The organism is Metapseudomonas cellulosilytica (genome assembly GCF_049334135.1).
Taxonomy (GTDB): Bacteria; Pseudomonadota; Gammaproteobacteria; order Pseudomonadales; family Pseudomonadaceae; genus Metapseudomonas.
Genome location: NZ_JBHZGN010000015.1, coordinates 53,763 through 67,959 on the forward strand (window position 1 = coordinate 53,763; position 14,197 = coordinate 67,959).

16 protein-coding genes and 1 pseudogene are annotated in these 14,197 nt (G+C 65.2%); 8 read left to right on the forward strand and 9 right to left on the reverse strand.

All coding sequences use genetic code 11. The features are described 5' to 3' along the window. Positions 1-62: 62 nt before the first annotated feature. From ACFW0H_RS19055 to ACFW0H_RS19065, 3 genes are all read left to right on the forward strand, one after another. The gene (locus ACFW0H_RS19055; RefSeq protein WP_422915431.1) at positions 63-914 is read left to right on the forward strand and encodes an NAD-dependent epimerase/dehydratase family protein; all 852 of its coding nucleotides are present in this window, start codon (positions 63-65) and stop codon (positions 912-914) included. A 2-nt stretch (positions 915-916) separates the two neighbouring features. After that, entirely contained in the window at positions 917-1,717 is an 801-nt protein-coding gene (locus ACFW0H_RS19060; RefSeq protein WP_459077321.1) for an AraC family transcriptional regulator, read from the forward strand. Between the two features lie 212 nt (positions 1,718-1,929). Next, positions 1,930-2,556, forward strand: coding sequence for a LysE family translocator (locus ACFW0H_RS19065; protein WP_422915433.1), 627 nt, complete (start codon positions 1,930-1,932; stop codon positions 2,554-2,556). A gap of 90 nt (positions 2,557-2,646) precedes the next feature. Here ACFW0H_RS19065 and ACFW0H_RS19070 read toward each other — a convergent pair whose 3' ends face one another. The 6 genes from ACFW0H_RS19070 to ACFW0H_RS19095 all read right to left on the reverse strand — a co-directional run bounded on the left by ACFW0H_RS19070 (position 2,647) and on the right by ACFW0H_RS19095 (position 8,260). Next, entirely contained in the window at positions 2,647-3,381 is a 735-nt protein-coding gene (locus ACFW0H_RS19070) for a hypothetical protein (RefSeq protein ID WP_422915434.1), read from the reverse strand. A gap of 206 nt (positions 3,382-3,587) precedes the next feature. Beyond that, positions 3,588-3,968 carry a RidA family protein gene (locus tag ACFW0H_RS19075; protein ID WP_280291972.1) on the reverse strand — a complete coding sequence of 127 codons (381 nt, stop codon included), beginning with the start codon at positions 3,966-3,968 and terminating at the stop codon, positions 3,588-3,590. A 186-nt stretch (positions 3,969-4,154) separates the two neighbouring features. Then, entirely contained in the window at positions 4,155-6,263 is a 2,109-nt protein-coding gene (gene spoT, locus ACFW0H_RS19080; RefSeq protein ID WP_422915435.1) for a bifunctional GTP diphosphokinase/guanosine-3',5'-bis pyrophosphate 3'-pyrophosphohydrolase, read from the reverse strand. A 60-nt stretch (positions 6,264-6,323) separates the two neighbouring features. After that, a complete protein-coding gene (rpoZ, locus tag ACFW0H_RS19085; RefSeq protein WP_151138412.1) occupies positions 6,324-6,587 on the reverse strand; it encodes a DNA-directed RNA polymerase subunit omega in 264 nt (87 codons plus the stop codon). 177 nt (positions 6,588-6,764) lie between these two features. Beyond that, a complete protein-coding gene (gene gmk / locus ACFW0H_RS19090) occupies positions 6,765-7,385 on the reverse strand; it encodes a guanylate kinase (protein WP_422915436.1) in 621 nt (206 codons plus the stop codon). An 11-nt stretch (positions 7,386-7,396) separates the two neighbouring features. Next, a complete protein-coding gene (locus ACFW0H_RS19095; protein WP_422915437.1) occupies positions 7,397-8,260 on the reverse strand; it encodes a YicC/YloC family endoribonuclease in 864 nt (287 codons plus the stop codon). 137 nt (positions 8,261-8,397) lie between these two features. Here ACFW0H_RS19095 and rph point away from each other — a divergent pair, with 137 nt between their 5' ends. Together rph and ACFW0H_RS19105 are read left to right on the forward strand one after the other, a co-directional pair. Beyond that, on the forward strand, positions 8,398-9,117 hold the full coding sequence (rph, locus tag ACFW0H_RS19100) for a ribonuclease PH (protein ID WP_422915438.1): 720 nt from the start codon (positions 8,398-8,400) through the stop codon (positions 9,115-9,117). A gap of 27 nt (positions 9,118-9,144) precedes the next feature. Beyond that, positions 9,145-9,510 carry a DUF4870 domain-containing protein gene (locus tag ACFW0H_RS19105; RefSeq protein ID WP_422915439.1) on the forward strand — a complete coding sequence of 122 codons (366 nt, stop codon included), beginning with the start codon at positions 9,145-9,147 and terminating at the stop codon, positions 9,508-9,510. Between the two features lie 172 nt (positions 9,511-9,682). On the opposite strand, the gene ACFW0H_RS19110 is transcribed toward ACFW0H_RS19105, so the two are convergent. Further along, complete coding sequence (locus ACFW0H_RS19110; protein ID WP_422915440.1) at positions 9,683-10,462, reverse strand: exodeoxyribonuclease III; 780 nt, start codon at positions 10,460-10,462, stop codon at positions 9,683-9,685. Positions 10,463-10,542: 80 nt separating this feature from the next. Between ACFW0H_RS19110 and pyrE the strand changes: the two genes are divergently transcribed. Next, on the forward strand, positions 10,543-11,184 hold the full coding sequence (pyrE, locus tag ACFW0H_RS19115; protein ID WP_422915441.1) for an orotate phosphoribosyltransferase: 642 nt from the start codon (positions 10,543-10,545) through the stop codon (positions 11,182-11,184). 21 nt (positions 11,185-11,205) lie between these two features. Then, positions 11,206-11,799: a DUF4124 domain-containing protein gene (locus ACFW0H_RS19120; RefSeq protein WP_422915442.1), complete on the forward strand. Its 594-nt coding sequence runs from the start codon at positions 11,206-11,208 to the stop codon at positions 11,797-11,799. A 135-nt stretch (positions 11,800-11,934) separates the two neighbouring features. Here the strand turns inward: ACFW0H_RS19120 and ACFW0H_RS19125 are convergent, their stop codons facing one another. Then, positions 11,935-12,879, reverse strand: coding sequence for a SphA family protein (locus tag ACFW0H_RS19125; RefSeq protein ID WP_422915443.1), 945 nt, complete (start codon positions 12,877-12,879; stop codon positions 11,935-11,937). A 113-nt stretch (positions 12,880-12,992) separates the two neighbouring features. Between ACFW0H_RS19125 and ACFW0H_RS19130 the strand changes: the two are divergent. Next, positions 12,993-13,217: pseudogene (locus ACFW0H_RS19130) on the forward strand (helix-turn-helix domain-containing protein); the annotation flags it as partial. 54 nt (positions 13,218-13,271) lie between these two features. Here the strand turns inward: ACFW0H_RS19130 and argB are convergent. Then, entirely contained in the window at positions 13,272-14,177 is a 906-nt protein-coding gene (argB, locus tag ACFW0H_RS19135) for an acetylglutamate kinase (RefSeq protein WP_422915444.1), read from the reverse strand. Positions 14,178-14,197 lie beyond the last annotated feature (20 nt).

Genomic DNA, 14,197 nt, shown 5'->3' on the forward strand with positions numbered 1-14,197 from the left:
CTCGATATTTGGTCCCTTTTGCCCCTTGCCCTATCCTGTCGTTTTCCGCTGGAGCTCCCGAGATGTCTGCTTCCCTCCTGATCGCCGGATGTGGCGATGTCGGCGGCCGCCTGGCCAGCCTGATGCTGCAGGCCGGCTGGTCCGTACATGGAATGCGGCGCCATGTCGCGGCCTTGCCCACCGGCGTCCTGCCGGTCGCCGGCGATCTGTCGCAGGCCGCCGTCCCGCCGGCCTGGCCCACGGGCCCGCTGGACTACCTGGTGTACTCCGCGGCGGCTGGCCAGCATGACGAAGCCGGTTACCGTGCCGCGTACGTCGACGGACTGCGCCATGTACTCGACTGGCTGGCACAGCATGGGCAGAAGCCGCGGCGGCTGTTTTTCGTCTCCAGCAGCGGTGTCTATAGCCAGCGCGATGGCGAGTGGATCGACGAGCGCTCGCCCGCCGAGGCCGAGAGCTTTTCCGGCCAGGTGATGCTGGAGGCTGAGCGCCTGGCCCTGGGCAGCGGCATTCCGGCCACCCGTGTGCGCCTGACCGGCATCTATGGTCCGGGCCGCGAATGGCTGCTGAAACAGGTGCGCATGGGCTACCGGGTGGTCAGCGAGCCGCCGCTCTACGCCAACCGCATCCATGTCGATGACTGCGCCGGGCTCTTGGCCCACCTGCTCAAGGCCGATGCGCAGGGCGTGGCGCTGGAGGACTGCTATATCGGCGTCGACGATGCACCGGCGCCGCTGCACGAGGTGGTGGGCTGGCTGCGCGAGCGGATGGAAGTGACCGGCTGGGCGGAAGAGTCCACTGTGCGCCGCTCCGGCAGCAAGCGCTGCAGCAACGCCCGCGCCCGTGCCCTGGGCTGGGCGCCGCGCTACCCCAGCTTCCGCGAAGGCTATGCAGCCATCCTGGGCGAGCCCTGAGGGTGGATGCCAACCGCATGCTGGCGCGCCCCTGGTTGCCGGGGGTGGAATTGTTCCATGCGGATTTCTCCGGGCAGCCTTTCGGTCGCCACAGCCACGATGCCTTCGCCGTCGGCGCCATCCTCCAGGGAGTTGGCGGTTATCAGTGCCGGGGCGCGCGCCATGCCCTGCCGGCCGGTACCCTGTCGCTGATGAATCCGGAGGAGCCGCATACCGGCCATGCCGAGTCCGAGCGGCTGGTCTATCGCATGCTCTATATCGAGGAGTCGCGCCTGCCGGCGCTGCTCGGGCGCAAGCGCCTGCCCAGCGGATTCCGCGAACTGAACCCGGCCGATGACGGCCAGGTGGCAGCTGGCCTTGCGCGGCTCGCTGCCGAGTTTGAACGAGGCGATGCGCTGGCGCTGGAAAGCGAGCTGCTGGACGTGCTGGAACTGGTGTTCATCCGCCACGGCGGCCTGCGTGCGGCGGCGCCTGCCGCGCGGGACGGCGGGGTGACGGCCTTCCTGCGCGACTACCTGGAGGCCCGCTATGCCGAGGCGGTCAGCCTGGAGCATCTGGCAGGCTTGGTGCAGCGCCATCCCCGCCACCTGATCGACGCCTTCCGCCGCGCCTACGGCGTGCCGCCACACACCTACCTGCTGCAACGCCGGGTGCGCGAGGCCAAGCGCCTGCTGCTGGGCGACCAGCCGCCGCTGGAGGTGGCGCTATCCCTCGGTTTCTACGACCAGGCGCATTTCTCCGGCACCTTCAAGCGCTTCACCGGCGTGACGCCGGGGCAATTCCGCCGCGCCGCGTGCGCCTGAGAGTCTATTCACAATCTGCTGCGCGTCGGCCCTGCTGCGTTAAAAGCAGGCTCGGAATGCTCATTTACAGCTCGTAAACTCCGCTTCCTCGCCTGCTTTTGCCTTGCATGGCTCTAGCTCGCGAGATTGAGATCAGACTCTGAGTTTTCTCCAAGACCGCCAGAGTGCCGGACTTCGACACTGGCCGCCGTGTTTCCCGGAGGCTAGATGTCATGCTTGCGCTGTTCCTGCTGGTCGCCAGCACCCACTTTGCCGCCCTGCTGTCGCCGGGGCCGGATTTCTTCCTGCTGCTGCGCGCCGGTCTGCTGAAGGGCCGGCGCCATGCCGATGGCTGCGCCGCCGGTATCGCCCTGGCCAATCTGCTCAGCATGCTGTTGGTATTGCTGGCGCTCAGCTTGCTGCCGGCTTCGGGCGGTCTGGGTTGGCGCCTGCTGCAACTGGCCGGTGGCGCTTACTTCGTCTGGATCGGCGCCCGTGCCTTGCTGGCTCGTCGCGAGCTGGAGCTACCCGAGGTCGAGGCGGTGGGGCGTGGTTCCTGGCGACGGGGCTTTGTAGGGGGGCTGCTGGCCAGCAGCCTGAATCCCAAGTTGCCGATCTTCTACGCCGGTCTGTTTGGAGTGCTGCGCAATGCGGCCATGCCAGGCTGGGGGCTGGCCTTCAGCATGGGCTGGATGACGTTGGTGGTGCTGGTCTGGGACATGGCCCTGGTGCGGCTGCTGGCCCACCCGCGCTGGCGCGGCTGGCTGCAAATGCGGGTCAGGGGGCTGGACCGGGTGTGCGGTGGGCTGCTGCTGGCGCTAGGCGCCTGGCTGGCAGCGGGGGTGTTGGTCGGCTCGTAGGGTGGGCCGGGCGGTGTTCCGCTTCAGTCCACCACAGGAGCCCCGCGTGGGCTGGAGCCCACCCTACGGGGCGTTGATGCCGGGTGTTGGTCAATCGCGTTCCAGCAGCCAGGCGCGCTTGCCGGGGGAGTATTCAGGCATCTCGTCGCTCTGCGCGCGGTTGCGGGCTTCGAGGATTTCCAGTTCGTCGCCGTCGTGGACGAAGATCCAGGGAGCCCCCTGGTTGCCCTGCTGCAGCCAGATGCTGTCGTTTTCGCCGCTCATGGCCGCGCAGTCGCCGGCCAGGCACAGCGCGTAGCGGTCAGCGCCCGGCAGGCCTTCCAGGCTGCCGTCGGGGTTGAACCTGACCTCGCCGCCTTCGCCGCGACCCTCGACGATCTTCCAGGTGCCGCCGAGGTAGGCGGAATACAGTGCATGCTCGAAGGCGCTGCCCGCTGGGGCGCCCTCGGCCGGAGCTCCCTCCGGATGGACGAAGCGTTGTTCGGGGAGGTTTTCGCTGGCCTGCTGGATCAGCTCGTCGCCGTCCACTTCCAGCACCTCGTGGTAGTCACCGTAGAAATCCACCCGCCAGTTGCCGTCCTCCTGAGCCGCCAGGCGTCCTTCGCCCAGCTCGAAGCCGTTGCTGTAGTGGGCCTCGCCGGTCTTCTGGTCGATCTGCCATTCCAGGTTCGGGCCGTAGGCGAGCAGGGCTTCGCGCAGTTTGCCTTCCTGGGCCGCGGCGTTGATGGCCGCCTGGTTGATCCAGATGCCGCTGGGATCGGAGGGCGTGCTGGAGCAGCCGCCGAGAATGCCCGCGCAAAGCAGCAGGGGGAGGGTGTGACGCATGACGGATTCCTTCCGGAACGAGACGAGACGCCACGAGCCTGGGTGGCCCGTGGCGGGAGTGGCTTAGAACCTATTCACGATCAGCTGCGCGTCGGCCCTGCTGCGTTAAAAGCAGGCTCGGAATGCTCATTTACAGCTCGTAAACTCCGCTTCCTCGCCTGCTTTTGCCTTGCATGGCTCTAGCTCGCAAGATCGTGAACAGGTTCTTATTCGAGGACCAGGATGGCGTCCATTTCCACCTGGGAGCCACGCGGCAGGGCGGCGACGCCGATGGCGGCACGGGCCGGGTAGGGCTGCTGGAAGTAGCGGCCCATGACCTCGTTGACCTTGGCGAAGTGGGACAGGTCGGTGAGGAAGATGTTCAGCTTGACGATGTCCTTGAAGGAACCGCCGGCGGCCTCGGCCACGGCTTTCAGGTTCTCGAACACCTGGACGGTCTGGGCTTCGAAGCCTTCCACCAGTTCCATGGTCTTGGGGTCCAGGGGGATCTGGCCGGACAGATAGACGGTGTTGCCGGCCTTGATGGCCTGGGAGTAAGTGCCGATGGCGGCGGGGGCCTTGTCGCTGCTGATGACGGTCTTGCTCATGGAAACTCCTTGGGAAAGGGCAGCTTCAAGCTTCAAGCCTCAAGCTGAAAGTAAAAGCGGCTGCAGCCACAGGCTGCAGGAAAAAGATTGGCTCGTGCAAGGCATGGGCCCATCCTGACTACGCTTGCAGCTTGCAGCTTGCAGCTTGCAGCTTGCAGCTTGCAGCTTGCAGCTTGCAGCTTGCAGCTACGCACGCACGCGGGTGATGCGAATCACCCCCTTGAGCGCCCGCAGCTTCTTGATCACGCGGGCCAGGTGCACGCGGTCATGCACGCTGACCACCAGCTGGACCACGCTGATGCGGCCATCGCGTTCGTCCATGCTGATCTTCTCGATATTGCCGTCGGCGGCGTTGACGCTGCTGGCCAGCAGGGCGATCAGGCCGCGCTGGTGTTCCAGCTCGACGCGCAGCTCGACGTTGAATTCGCCGGCGACGTCCTTGGCCCACGACAGCTGGATGCATTTTTCCGGGTTGTGCCGGATTTCGCTGATGTTCTTGCAGTTTTCCAGGTGCACCACCATGCCCTTGCCTGCGGAAAGGTGGCCGACGATGGGGTCGCCCGGAATCGGCGTGCAGCACTTGGCGTAGCTGAGCACCAGGCCCTCGGTACCGCGGATGGCCAGCGGGCCCTCGGGGTTCGGCAGCTGTTCGCCGTCGCTGGCCAGCAGGCGACGGGCGACCACGTAGGCCATGCGGTTGCCGAGGCCGACATCTTCCAGCAGGTCTTCGATGACGTCCAGGCGGTATTCGCCGAGGACGGCCTGGATGCGCTCGGGGCTGATCTTGTCCAGGTGGCTCTCGAAGCCGGCCAGGGCCTTGTTCAGCAGGCGTTCGCCCAGGCTGATGGACTCGGAGCGGCGTTGCTGCTTGAGGGCGTGGCGGATATGGGTACGGGCCTTGCCGGTAACCACGAAGTTGAGCCAGGCAGGGTTCGGCCTGGCGCCCGGCGCGGTGACGATCTCCACCGTCTCGCCGCTCTGCAGCGGTTCGGACAGCGGCGCCAGGCGGCGGTTGATGCGGCAGGCGATGCAGCTGTTGCCGACGTCGGTGTGCACCGCATAGGCGAAGTCGACCGCGGTGGAGCCCTTCGGCAGCTCCATGATGCGGCCCTTGGGCGTGAACACGTAGACCTCATCGGGGAAGAGGTCGATCTTCACGCTCTCGATGAATTCCAGGGAGTTGCCGGCGCGTTGCTGCAACTCCAGGATGCCCTTGACCCACTGGCGGGCGCGGGCGTGGGTGCCCTTGGGCTGGTCGTCCTCGGAGGACTTGTACAGCCAGTGGGCGGCAATGCCGTTGTTGGCCATCTCTTCCATCTCGCGGGTGCGGATCTGGATCTCGATGGGCACGCCGTGCATGCCGAACAGTGTGGTGTGCAGCGACTGGTAGCCGTTGGCCTTGGGAATCGCGATGTAGTCCTTGAAGCGGCCCGGCAGCGGCTTGTACAGGTTGTGCACCGCACCCAGCACGCGGTAGCAGGTGTCGACCTTGTCGACGATGATGCGGAAGGCGTAGACGTCCATGATCTCGTTGAACGCCCGGCGCTTGCCGCGCATCTTCTTGTAGATGCTGTAGAGGTGCTTCTCGCGGCCGATGACCTCGCCTTCCATGCCTTCGCGGCGCAGGCAGTTGGTCAGCGACTCCTCGATCTTGTTGACGATTTCCTTGCGGTTGCCGCGGGCGCGTCTGACGGCGGCGCGGATACGCTCGGAGCGCATCGGGTGCATGGCCTTGAAGCCGAGGTCCTCGAATTCCACGCGCATGCTGTGCATGCCCAGCCGGTTGGCGATGGGGGCGTAGATTTCCAGGGTTTCCTTGGCGATGCGCCGGCGTTTTTCGCCGGACAGCACTTCCAGCGTGCGCATGTTGTGCAGGCGGTCGGCCAGCTTGACCAGGATCACGCGGATGTCGCGGGCCATGGCCATGGCCATCTTCTGGAAGTTCTCGGCCTGGGCCTCGGCCTTGGACTCGAAGTTCATCTGGGTCAGCTTGCTGACCCCGTCCACCAGTTCGGCGACGGTTTCGCCGAACTGCCCGCTGAGGGCTTCCTTGGCGATGCCGGTGTCCTCGATCACGTCATGCAGCATCGCGGCCATCAGGCTCTGATGGTCCATGTGCATGTCGGCGAGGATGCTGGCTACGGCGAGCGGATGGGTGACGTAGGCTTCGCCGCTGCGGCGGCGCTGGCCATCATGAGCCTGCTCGGCATAGAAGTAGGCTCGGCGGACCAGGTTGACCTGGTCGGCGCCGAGGTAGGTCGAAAGTCGTTCGGCAAGGACGTCTATGCTCGGCAAGGTTTCACTCCTTGCCGACCTTCATGACCCTGTGCCGTGCGACGTCGACCAGGCATGGATTCAGAGGGCCTCGTTGGCCTCGTCCTCGAATGCGGCGAACAGCGGCTCTTCTTCAACGATGTCTTCCTGGGCGACGACTTCATAGTCGACCAGGCCGGCAGCGATTTCGCGCAGGGCGACTACGGTCGGCTTGTCATTTTCCCAGGCTACCTTCGGCTCTTTGCCGCCGGTGGCCAGCTGACGGGAACGCTTGGTGGCGAGCATGACCAACTCGAAGCGGTTGTCGACGTTCTCCAGGCAATCTTCAACAGTAACGCGGGCCATGGTGTTCCTCGTAGCACGAAATGAATGGCTGATACTAAGCCCGGATGGGCGAGCGGACTGAATAGTCTAAAAAATCGCCAGCAATTAGGGAAGCGCCGATTTTCGGCGCTTCTCGGTTGGAGTCTGGGCCATGACGGGCCGGGAAGCCAGTTATCGTGGCGATAGACGCGTTGCCGGTCAGTCCAGCAGGCGAGCCAGCAGGGCGCCGTGGCGGACCTGTTGCGGGCTGTGGCGCAGCTGGTTGGCGCGGAAGATCGCCTTGAGGTCCTCCAGGGCGGTGGCGAAGTCGTCGTTGATCACCAGGTAGTCGTACTCGACGTAGTGGCTCATCTCGCTGACCGCTTCACGCATGCGGCGCTCGATGATCTCTTCGCTGTCCTGGCCGCGGTTGTTGAGGCGCTGGCGCAGGGCCTCCTGGCTCGGCGGCAGGATGAAGATCGACTTGGCCTGGGGCATCAGGTGGCGGACCTGCTGGGCGCCCTGCCAGTCGATCTCGAGGATCAGGTCATGGCCCTCGGCCAGGGTCTGCTGCACCCAGCGCTGGGAGGTGCCGTAGAGGTTGCCGAAGACTTCGGCGTGCTCGAGAAAGTCGCCGTGCTCGAGCATCTGCACGAACTGCTCGCGGGTCACGAAGTTGTAGTTGACGCCATCCACCTCGCCCGGGCGCATGCCGCGGGTGGTGTGGGAAACGGAGACGCGGATGTTCGGCTCGGCGTCGATCAGCGCCTTGACCAGGCTGGTCTTGCCGGCGCCGGAGGGCGCGGAAACGATGTACAGGGTGCCGGGGGTGGCGGTCATGGGGCAGTCTCTTACTCGATGTTCTGGACTTGTTCGCGCATCTGCTCGATCAACACCTTGAGGTTGACCGCGGCCTGGGTGCTGCGCGGGTCGAAGGCCTTGGAACCTAGAGTGTTGGCTTCGCGGTTGAGTTCCTGCATCAGGAAGTCCAGGCGGCGGCCGGCGGCACCTCCGGCCTTGAGCACGCGACGGACTTCGCCGATGTGGGTGCCGAGGCGGTCCAGTTCCTCGGCGACGTCGCTTTTCTGCGCCAGCAACACCATTTCCTGTTCCAGGCGCTGCGGGTCCAGTTCGGCTTTCAGCTCGCTGAAGCGGTCGAGGATCTTCTGCCGCTGGGCGGCGAGCATCTGTGGGACCAGGGCGCGCAGGGCGACGACTTCGTCCTGCATGGCGTCCAGGCGGTCGTTCAGCAGGCGGGCCAGTTCGGCGCCTTCACGGGCGCGGCCGTTCTTCAGTTCGTCCAGGGCCTGGGCGAAGGCCGCCAGGGCCGCGGCATTGAGCGCTTGTGGATCGGCGGCATCGGCCACCAGTACGCCCGGCCAGGCGAGGACCTCCAGGGGATTGAGCGGAGCCGGCTGCTGGATCAGTGCGGCGACGCTCTCGGCGGCCTGGATCAGCTGGCTGGCGCGTTCGCGGTCCACTTGCAGCGGCTTGCCGACGGTCTCCTCGGCCAGGCGCAGGGTGCATTCCACCTTCCCGCGCGACAGGCCCTGGCGCAGGGCGTCGCGCACCGGGCCTTCGAGGTCGCGGAAAGCGTCCGGCAGGCGCAGATGGGGTTCGAGATAGCGATGGTTGACCGAGCGCAGTTCCCAGCTCAGGGTGCCGTGGGGGCCGGCCCGTTCGACACGGGCGAAGGCGGTCATGCTGTGCACCATGGGGTGTCCTCTCGGTTTCGACGATCAAAGGAGGGGATTGTAGCCCAGGCGGCGTGCGCCTCCCAACGCGGCGATGTCCCCGTTGCCCGCGGGCCTCTATAATGGCGGGCAGATTTCTCCCGAACAGGTAAGCCCCGATGAAACGTCCAAGTGGCCGCGCGGCCGATCAGCTGCGCCCGATCCGCATCACCCGCAACTACACCAAGCACGCCGAGGGTTCGGTGCTGGTGGAGTTCGGGGATACCAAGGTGATCTGCACGGCCAGCGTCGAATCCGGCGTGCCGCGCTTCCTCAAGGGCCAGGGCCAGGGTTGGCTGACCGCCGAATACGGCATGCTGCCGCGCGCCACCGGCGAGCGTAACCAGCGTGAGGCCAGCCGTGGCAAGCAGGGTGGCCGCACCCTGGAGATCCAGCGCCTGATCGGCCGCTCCCTGCGCGCCGCGCTGGATATGACCAAGCTGGGCGAGAACACCATCTACCTGGACTGCGACGTGATCCAGGCCGACGGCGGCACCCGCACCGCCTCCATCACCGGCGCAATGGTGGCCCTGGTGGATGCGCTGAAGGTGCTGAAGAAGCGCGGCGCCCTGAAGGGTGAGCCGCTGAAGCAGATGGTGGCCGCGGTTTCCGTGGGTATCTACCACGGCGAGCCGGTGCTGGACCTGGATTACCTGGAAGACGCCGCCGCCGAGACCGACCTCAACGTGGTCATGACCGACGCCGGCGGCTTCATCGAAGTCCAGGGCACCGCCGAAGGCGCGCCCTTCCAGCCGGAAGAGCTGACCGCCATGCTCGCCCTGGCGCGCAAGGGTCTGAACGAGCTGTTCGAGTTGCAGCGGGCCGCCCTGGCCGACTGATCCGACCATCCAGGCGAGGAGGTGGCAATGGACGAACCCACTCATTATCAGGAGCCGAACCGGGAAGTGCGGCAATGGGCGATGTTCTGCCATTTTTCCGCCTTCCTCGGCCTGGTGTTTCCCTTCGGCAATCTGCTGGGGCCGCTGATCGTCTGGCAGATCAAGAAGGACATGGACCCCTTCGTCGACGCCCAGGGCAAGGAAGCGCTGAACTTCCAGATCACAGTGGCCCTGGCCGTGGTGCTGTGCTTCCTGCTGATGCTGGTGGTGATCGGTTTCCCGCTGCTCGGCCTGGTGAGCATCGGTGCGCTGGTGCTGACCATCATCGCCGGGATCAAGGCCAACGAAGGCCAGGCCTACCGCTATCCCTTCTGCTGGCGGCTGGTGAAGTAAGAGCAGCCACAAGTTACAAGCCTCAAGCTGCAAGAAAAGCTTGGCCTGTGCCAAGCCAGGCTTCCATCCTGATTATGCTTGCAGCTTGCAGCTTGCAGCTTGCAGCTTGCAGCTTGCAGCTTGCAGCTTGCAGCTTGCAGCTTGCAGCTTGCAGCTTGCAGCTGCCCCCCCCTCACACGCTCAGCAGCCAGTCGTAGTCGACGATCAGCGGCGCATGCTGGGAGAAGCGCGGCTGGCGCGGCAGCTTGGCGCTACGCACGAAGCGGCGCAGGCCGGGCGTGAGCACCTGATAGTCGAAGCGCCAGCCGAGGTTGAGCATCTCGGCCTGCTCGCTATCCGGCCACCAGCTGTACTGGTCGCCTTCGCGGCTGACTTCGCGCAGGGCATCCACATAGCCCATGTTGCCGAACACCTCGTCCATCCAGGCGCGCTCGGGCGCCAGGAAGCCGGGGATCTGCTGGCAGTCGCGCCAGTTCTTCACGTCCAGCTTCTGGTGGGCGACGTAGAGCGAGCCGCAGTAGATGTACTCGCGGCGCTTGCGACGCTGCTTGTTCAGATAATGGGTGAGGTCGTCCATGAACTTGAACTTGTGGTTCAGGTTCTCGTCCCCGCCCTGCCCGGAAGGCAGCAGCAGGGTGGCGATGCTCACTTTGTCGAAATCTGCCTGCAGGTAACGTCCGTACCGATCGCAGGACTCGAAGCCGAGTCCCCAGATCACCGCCTTGGGTTGTAACCGCGAATAGAGCGCCACTCCACCCTGGGAGGGCACTTCGGCATCGCCGGCGTAGAGGAAATAACCATCCAGTTGGAAGGCAGGGTCGTCCAGGTCGAAGGCGGAGGCACGTGTGTCTTGCAGGCAGATCACGTCGGCATTCTGAGCCTGCAGCCAGCTGAGGAGACCCCGCTCGGCTGCCGCTTGAATACCATTCACGTTCACACTGATGATCCGCATAAATGGCCCCCAAAAACACGTGCGTGTATGATACCCGAGCTCTTTCTTTTTAGCTAAATCCGTGCCGTCCGAGGCTTTTCATGCAGGCGTATCAACGCGATTTCATTCGCTTTGCCATCGAGCGCGGAGTCCTGCGCTTTGGTGAGTTCACTCTCAAGTCCGGGCGTACCAGCCCCTATTTCTTCAATGCCGGCCTGTTCAACAGCGGCCTGGCGCTGGCCCAGCTCGGCCGATTCTATGCGGCTGCCGTGGTCGATAGCGGCATTCCTTTCGATGTGCTGTTCGGCCCGGCCTACAAGGGCATCCCGCTGGCCGCCGCCACTGCCGTGGCGCTGGCCGAGCATCATGGGATCGACATCCCCTGGTGCTTCAACCGCAAGGAAGCCAAGGACCATGGCGAAGGCGGCACCCTGGTCGGTGCACCGCTGGCCGGCCGCGTGCTGATCATCGACGACGTGATCACCGCGGGCACCGCGATCCGCGAAGTGATGCAGATCATCCAGGCGCAGGACGCCCAGGCGGCGGGCGTGCTGATCGCCCTGAACCGCCAGGAGCGTGGCCAGGGCGAGCTTTCGGCTATACAGGAAGTGGAGCGTGACTTCGGCATGCCGGTGGTCAGCATCGTGTCGCTGGAGCAGGTGCTGGAGTACCTGGCTGGCGACGCCGAGCTGAAGCAGCACCTGCCGGCCGTGGAAGCCTATCGCGCCAATTTCGGTATCTGATCTTCGGGGTCGGGAGTCCTCATGCTGAAGTCGCCCGCACTGCGCTACAGCCTGTCGCTGTTCCTGCTGCTGCCGTCCCTGGCCGGCGCGCTGGAGCTGTATCGCTACGTCGACGACAAGGGCGTGACGGTACTGGATCGCCAGGGCGTGCCGCCGGAATACATCGGCAAGGGCTACGAGGTGCTCAACGAGCAGGGCCGGGTGATTCGCGTAGTCCCGCCGGCGCCGAGCCGCGAGGAGATGCAGCGCCAGCTGGATGAGAAGGCCCGCGCCAGCTCCGATGCCCAGTTGCTGCGGCTCTACACCAGCGTCGAGGACGTCGACCGGGCCCTGGAGCGCAAGTTGAACGAGCTGGACGGCCTGATCGGCGTCACCCGCGGTAATCAGCAGTCGCTGCGCGCCCAGCAGGTCAGCCTGCAGAGCCAGGCGGCGGAAAGCGAGCGGGCCGGACGCGAAGTCCCGGCCCATCTGGTGGCGCAGATCGACAATCTGCGCGACCAGCAGAAGCGCCTGGACCAGGACATCGCCCGTTACGAGAAGGACCGCGAGGTCGCCAAGGCCAGCTACGCGGCGGACCGCGCGCGCCTCGCCAAGCTCCTGGGTGGGGTCCGCTAGCTTCAGTCCACCGGGACGATCCACTCGAAGCTGCGCACCCTCTCCCTCATCCAATCTGTCTGCCTGGTCGTGGACGACCAGGTTTTCCTGCTGCCGCCTCAGAGCGCGTCGGTACTGCTGCAGTTCGGCGGAAGGTCAGAGCTCGAATGGAATGCTGAGCTTGGCCCACAGCATGTCGCCCTCCGGGCGGTTCTCCACGTCGAACTCCTTGGCCCAGCGGATCTCGGCGCTGCAGTACTCGAGGAAGGTGTAGTGCAGTGCCGGGCCGACGGCGAAGACCTGGCCGCGCACGCCGTCGTCCACATCCTCGCCGAGGAACTGCACGGTCCCTCCATGCTGTTTGTCGTCGGTGGTCTGCTTCAGGTAGTAGCCATTCAGGCCCAGGCGCAGGTGGTCGGTCACCCCATAGCTGGCCGAATAGTCGAAATGGAAGATCTGCCCGGAGCGATAGTCGGTGTCGTGGTTTTCCTCGTTGAAGCTGTAGGTAGCCTTCAGCGACAGCTCGGTGCGTTCCGTGGGTAGCCAGGTGAAGGAAAACAGCGGCTTGTAGGTGTAGAAGTTGGTGCTGGTGTTGGCCAGCCGGTCGGAGTCGTAATGGCCGGTGGGAATGGTGATTTCCAGCGCGGCGCCCAGAGTGAGGTTCTTGCCCATGTCCCAGAGGATGATCGGGGCCAGGGTGGTGTCACCGACGCTTTTCCGCTCGTCGTTCAGGCCGAAGGCGGAGACTCGCTGACGTACGTAGGGTATGGCGACGTAGCCCCCCAGCCGCCCGCCGAAGACCCGCAGCGGGCTCACGTAGTCCAGGCGCGCGGTGATCGAGTCCGAGGTGATCTCGGCGCCGGGCACCTCGCCTCCCTGGGAGCTGATGTTCAGCTTTCTGGCCTTGTAATGGTTGTAGTAGATGACGAAGGCGAACAGGTGGTCCGGCAGGTTGTTCACGTCCAGGGGTAGGGTGAAGAAGCCATCGGTTCCCGGCGCGATGTTGTCCACGCCGTTCTCGGTGGCGTGGGCGGAGGCGCTGAGGGCCAGGGCGAGGCAGGTCGCCAGGCGCAGCGGCGTGTGCGTGAGGGTCGGATTCATGTATGGACCCATTCTTATTGTTGGATGTGAAATGGCGGGTTTTGGCCGTTTTGTAGGTATAGGCCGAATCGGCCGTCGCCGTGGGGGTATTGGCGATCGGCGAGGGCGAATCGCTGACGTTCGAGGCATTGCTGGAGCAGGTACGGCCTGCGCGGGCGATGAGCCTGCTGGCCAACCGGGAAATGTCCGTCGAGCGCATCACCGAGGAGATCGGTTACAGGGGCATACGCAGTGTCAGGCGCGCGTTCAAATGCTGGACGGGGCTGAGTCCGACGACATTTGGTAGCGAGGGTAGCGGTGGTCTGCCGGAGCAGGCGCTCTCCATCGCCGAGAAGTGACGGAGCGGCGGGGAAGGGTTGCCGCGGTGTGCTGGCGCACACCGCGGCGGTGGATCAGTGGCGCTTGCGGTTGGTGATCAGGGTGCCGACGCCGCTGTCGGTGAAGATCTCCAGCAGCACCGCGTGGGGCACGCGGCCGTCGATGATGTGCGCGGCGTTCACGCCACCCTGCACCGCGTCCAGGGCGCAGCGGATCTTCGGCAGCATGCCGCCGTAGATGGTACCGTCGGCGATCAGGTCGTTGACCTGCTCGGTGGACAGGCCGGTGAGCACACTGCCCTGCTTGTCCATCAGGCCGGCGATGTTGGTGAGCAGCATCAGCTTCTCGGCCTTCAGCGCCTCGGCCACCTTGCCGGCCACCAGGTCGGCGTTGATGTTGTAGGACTCGCCGTTGGCGCCGACGCCGATGGGCGCGATCACCGGGATGAAGTCGCCCTTGACCAGCATGTCCAGCAGGTCGGTGTTGACGCTGGCGACCTCGCCCACGTGACCGATGTCGATGATCTCCGGCTGGGTCATCTCCGGGGTCTGGCGGGTGACGGTGAGCTTCTTCGCGCGGATCAGCTCGGCGTCCTTGCCGGTCAGGCCAATGGCGCTGCCGCCGTGGCGGTTGATCAGGTTGACGATGTCCTTGTTCACCTGGCCGCCCAGGACCATCTCCACCACGTCCATGGTCTGCGCGTCGGTGACGCGCATGCCGTCGATGAAGTGGCTCTCGATGGACAGGCGCTTGAGCAGGTCACCGATCTGCGGGCCGCCGCCATGCACCACCACCGGATTGATGCCGACGGCCTTCATCAGCACCACGTCGCGGGCGAAGCTGGCCTTCAGCTCGTCGCTTTCCATGGCGTTGCCGCCGTACTTGACCACCAGGGTCTTGCCGACGAAGCGGCGGATGTAGGGCAGCGCTTCGGACAGGACCTGGGCGACTTGGGAAGCAGCGTCGAGGCTGAGGGTCATGCTGGACTCCAGTGCAACGG

Excerpts from the sequence above, each read along its gene's own strand:
- ACFW0H_RS19055 (WP_422915431.1), top strand. The coding sequence starts at position 63 with ATGTCTGCTTCCCTCCTGATCGCCGGATGTGGCGATGTCGGCGGCCGC.
- ACFW0H_RS19065 (WP_422915433.1), top strand. The coding sequence starts at position 1,930 with ATGCTTGCGCTGTTCCTGCTGGTCGCCAGCACCCACTTTGCCGCCCTG.
- ACFW0H_RS19070 (WP_422915434.1), bottom strand. The coding sequence starts at position 3,381 with ATGCGTCACACCCTCCCCCTGCTGCTTTGCGCGGGCATTCTCGGCGGC.
- ACFW0H_RS19075 (WP_280291972.1), bottom strand. The coding sequence starts at position 3,968 with ATGAGCAAGACCGTCATCAGCAGCGACAAGGCCCCCGCCGCCATCGGC.
- rpoZ (WP_151138412.1), bottom strand. The coding sequence starts at position 6,587 with ATGGCCCGCGTTACTGTTGAAGATTGCCTGGAGAACGTCGACAACCGC.
- gmk (WP_422915436.1), bottom strand. The coding sequence starts at position 7,385 with ATGACCGCCACCCCCGGCACCCTGTACATCGTTTCCGCGCCCTCCGGC.
- ACFW0H_RS19095 (WP_422915437.1), bottom strand. The coding sequence starts at position 8,260 with ATGGTGCACAGCATGACCGCCTTCGCCCGTGTCGAACGGGCCGGCCCC.
- rph (WP_422915438.1), top strand. The coding sequence starts at position 8,398 with ATGAAACGTCCAAGTGGCCGCGCGGCCGATCAGCTGCGCCCGATCCGC.
- ACFW0H_RS19105 (WP_422915439.1), top strand. The coding sequence starts at position 9,145 with ATGGACGAACCCACTCATTATCAGGAGCCGAACCGGGAAGTGCGGCAA.
- ACFW0H_RS19110 (WP_422915440.1), bottom strand. The coding sequence starts at position 10,462 with ATGCGGATCATCAGTGTGAACGTGAATGGTATTCAAGCGGCAGCCGAG.
- pyrE (WP_422915441.1), top strand. The coding sequence starts at position 10,543 with ATGCAGGCGTATCAACGCGATTTCATTCGCTTTGCCATCGAGCGCGGA.
- ACFW0H_RS19120 (WP_422915442.1), top strand. The coding sequence starts at position 11,206 with ATGCTGAAGTCGCCCGCACTGCGCTACAGCCTGTCGCTGTTCCTGCTG.
- ACFW0H_RS19125 (WP_422915443.1), bottom strand. The coding sequence starts at position 12,879 with ATGAATCCGACCCTCACGCACACGCCGCTGCGCCTGGCGACCTGCCTC.
- argB (WP_422915444.1), bottom strand. The coding sequence starts at position 14,177 with ATGACCCTCAGCCTCGACGCTGCTTCCCAAGTCGCCCAGGTCCTGTCC.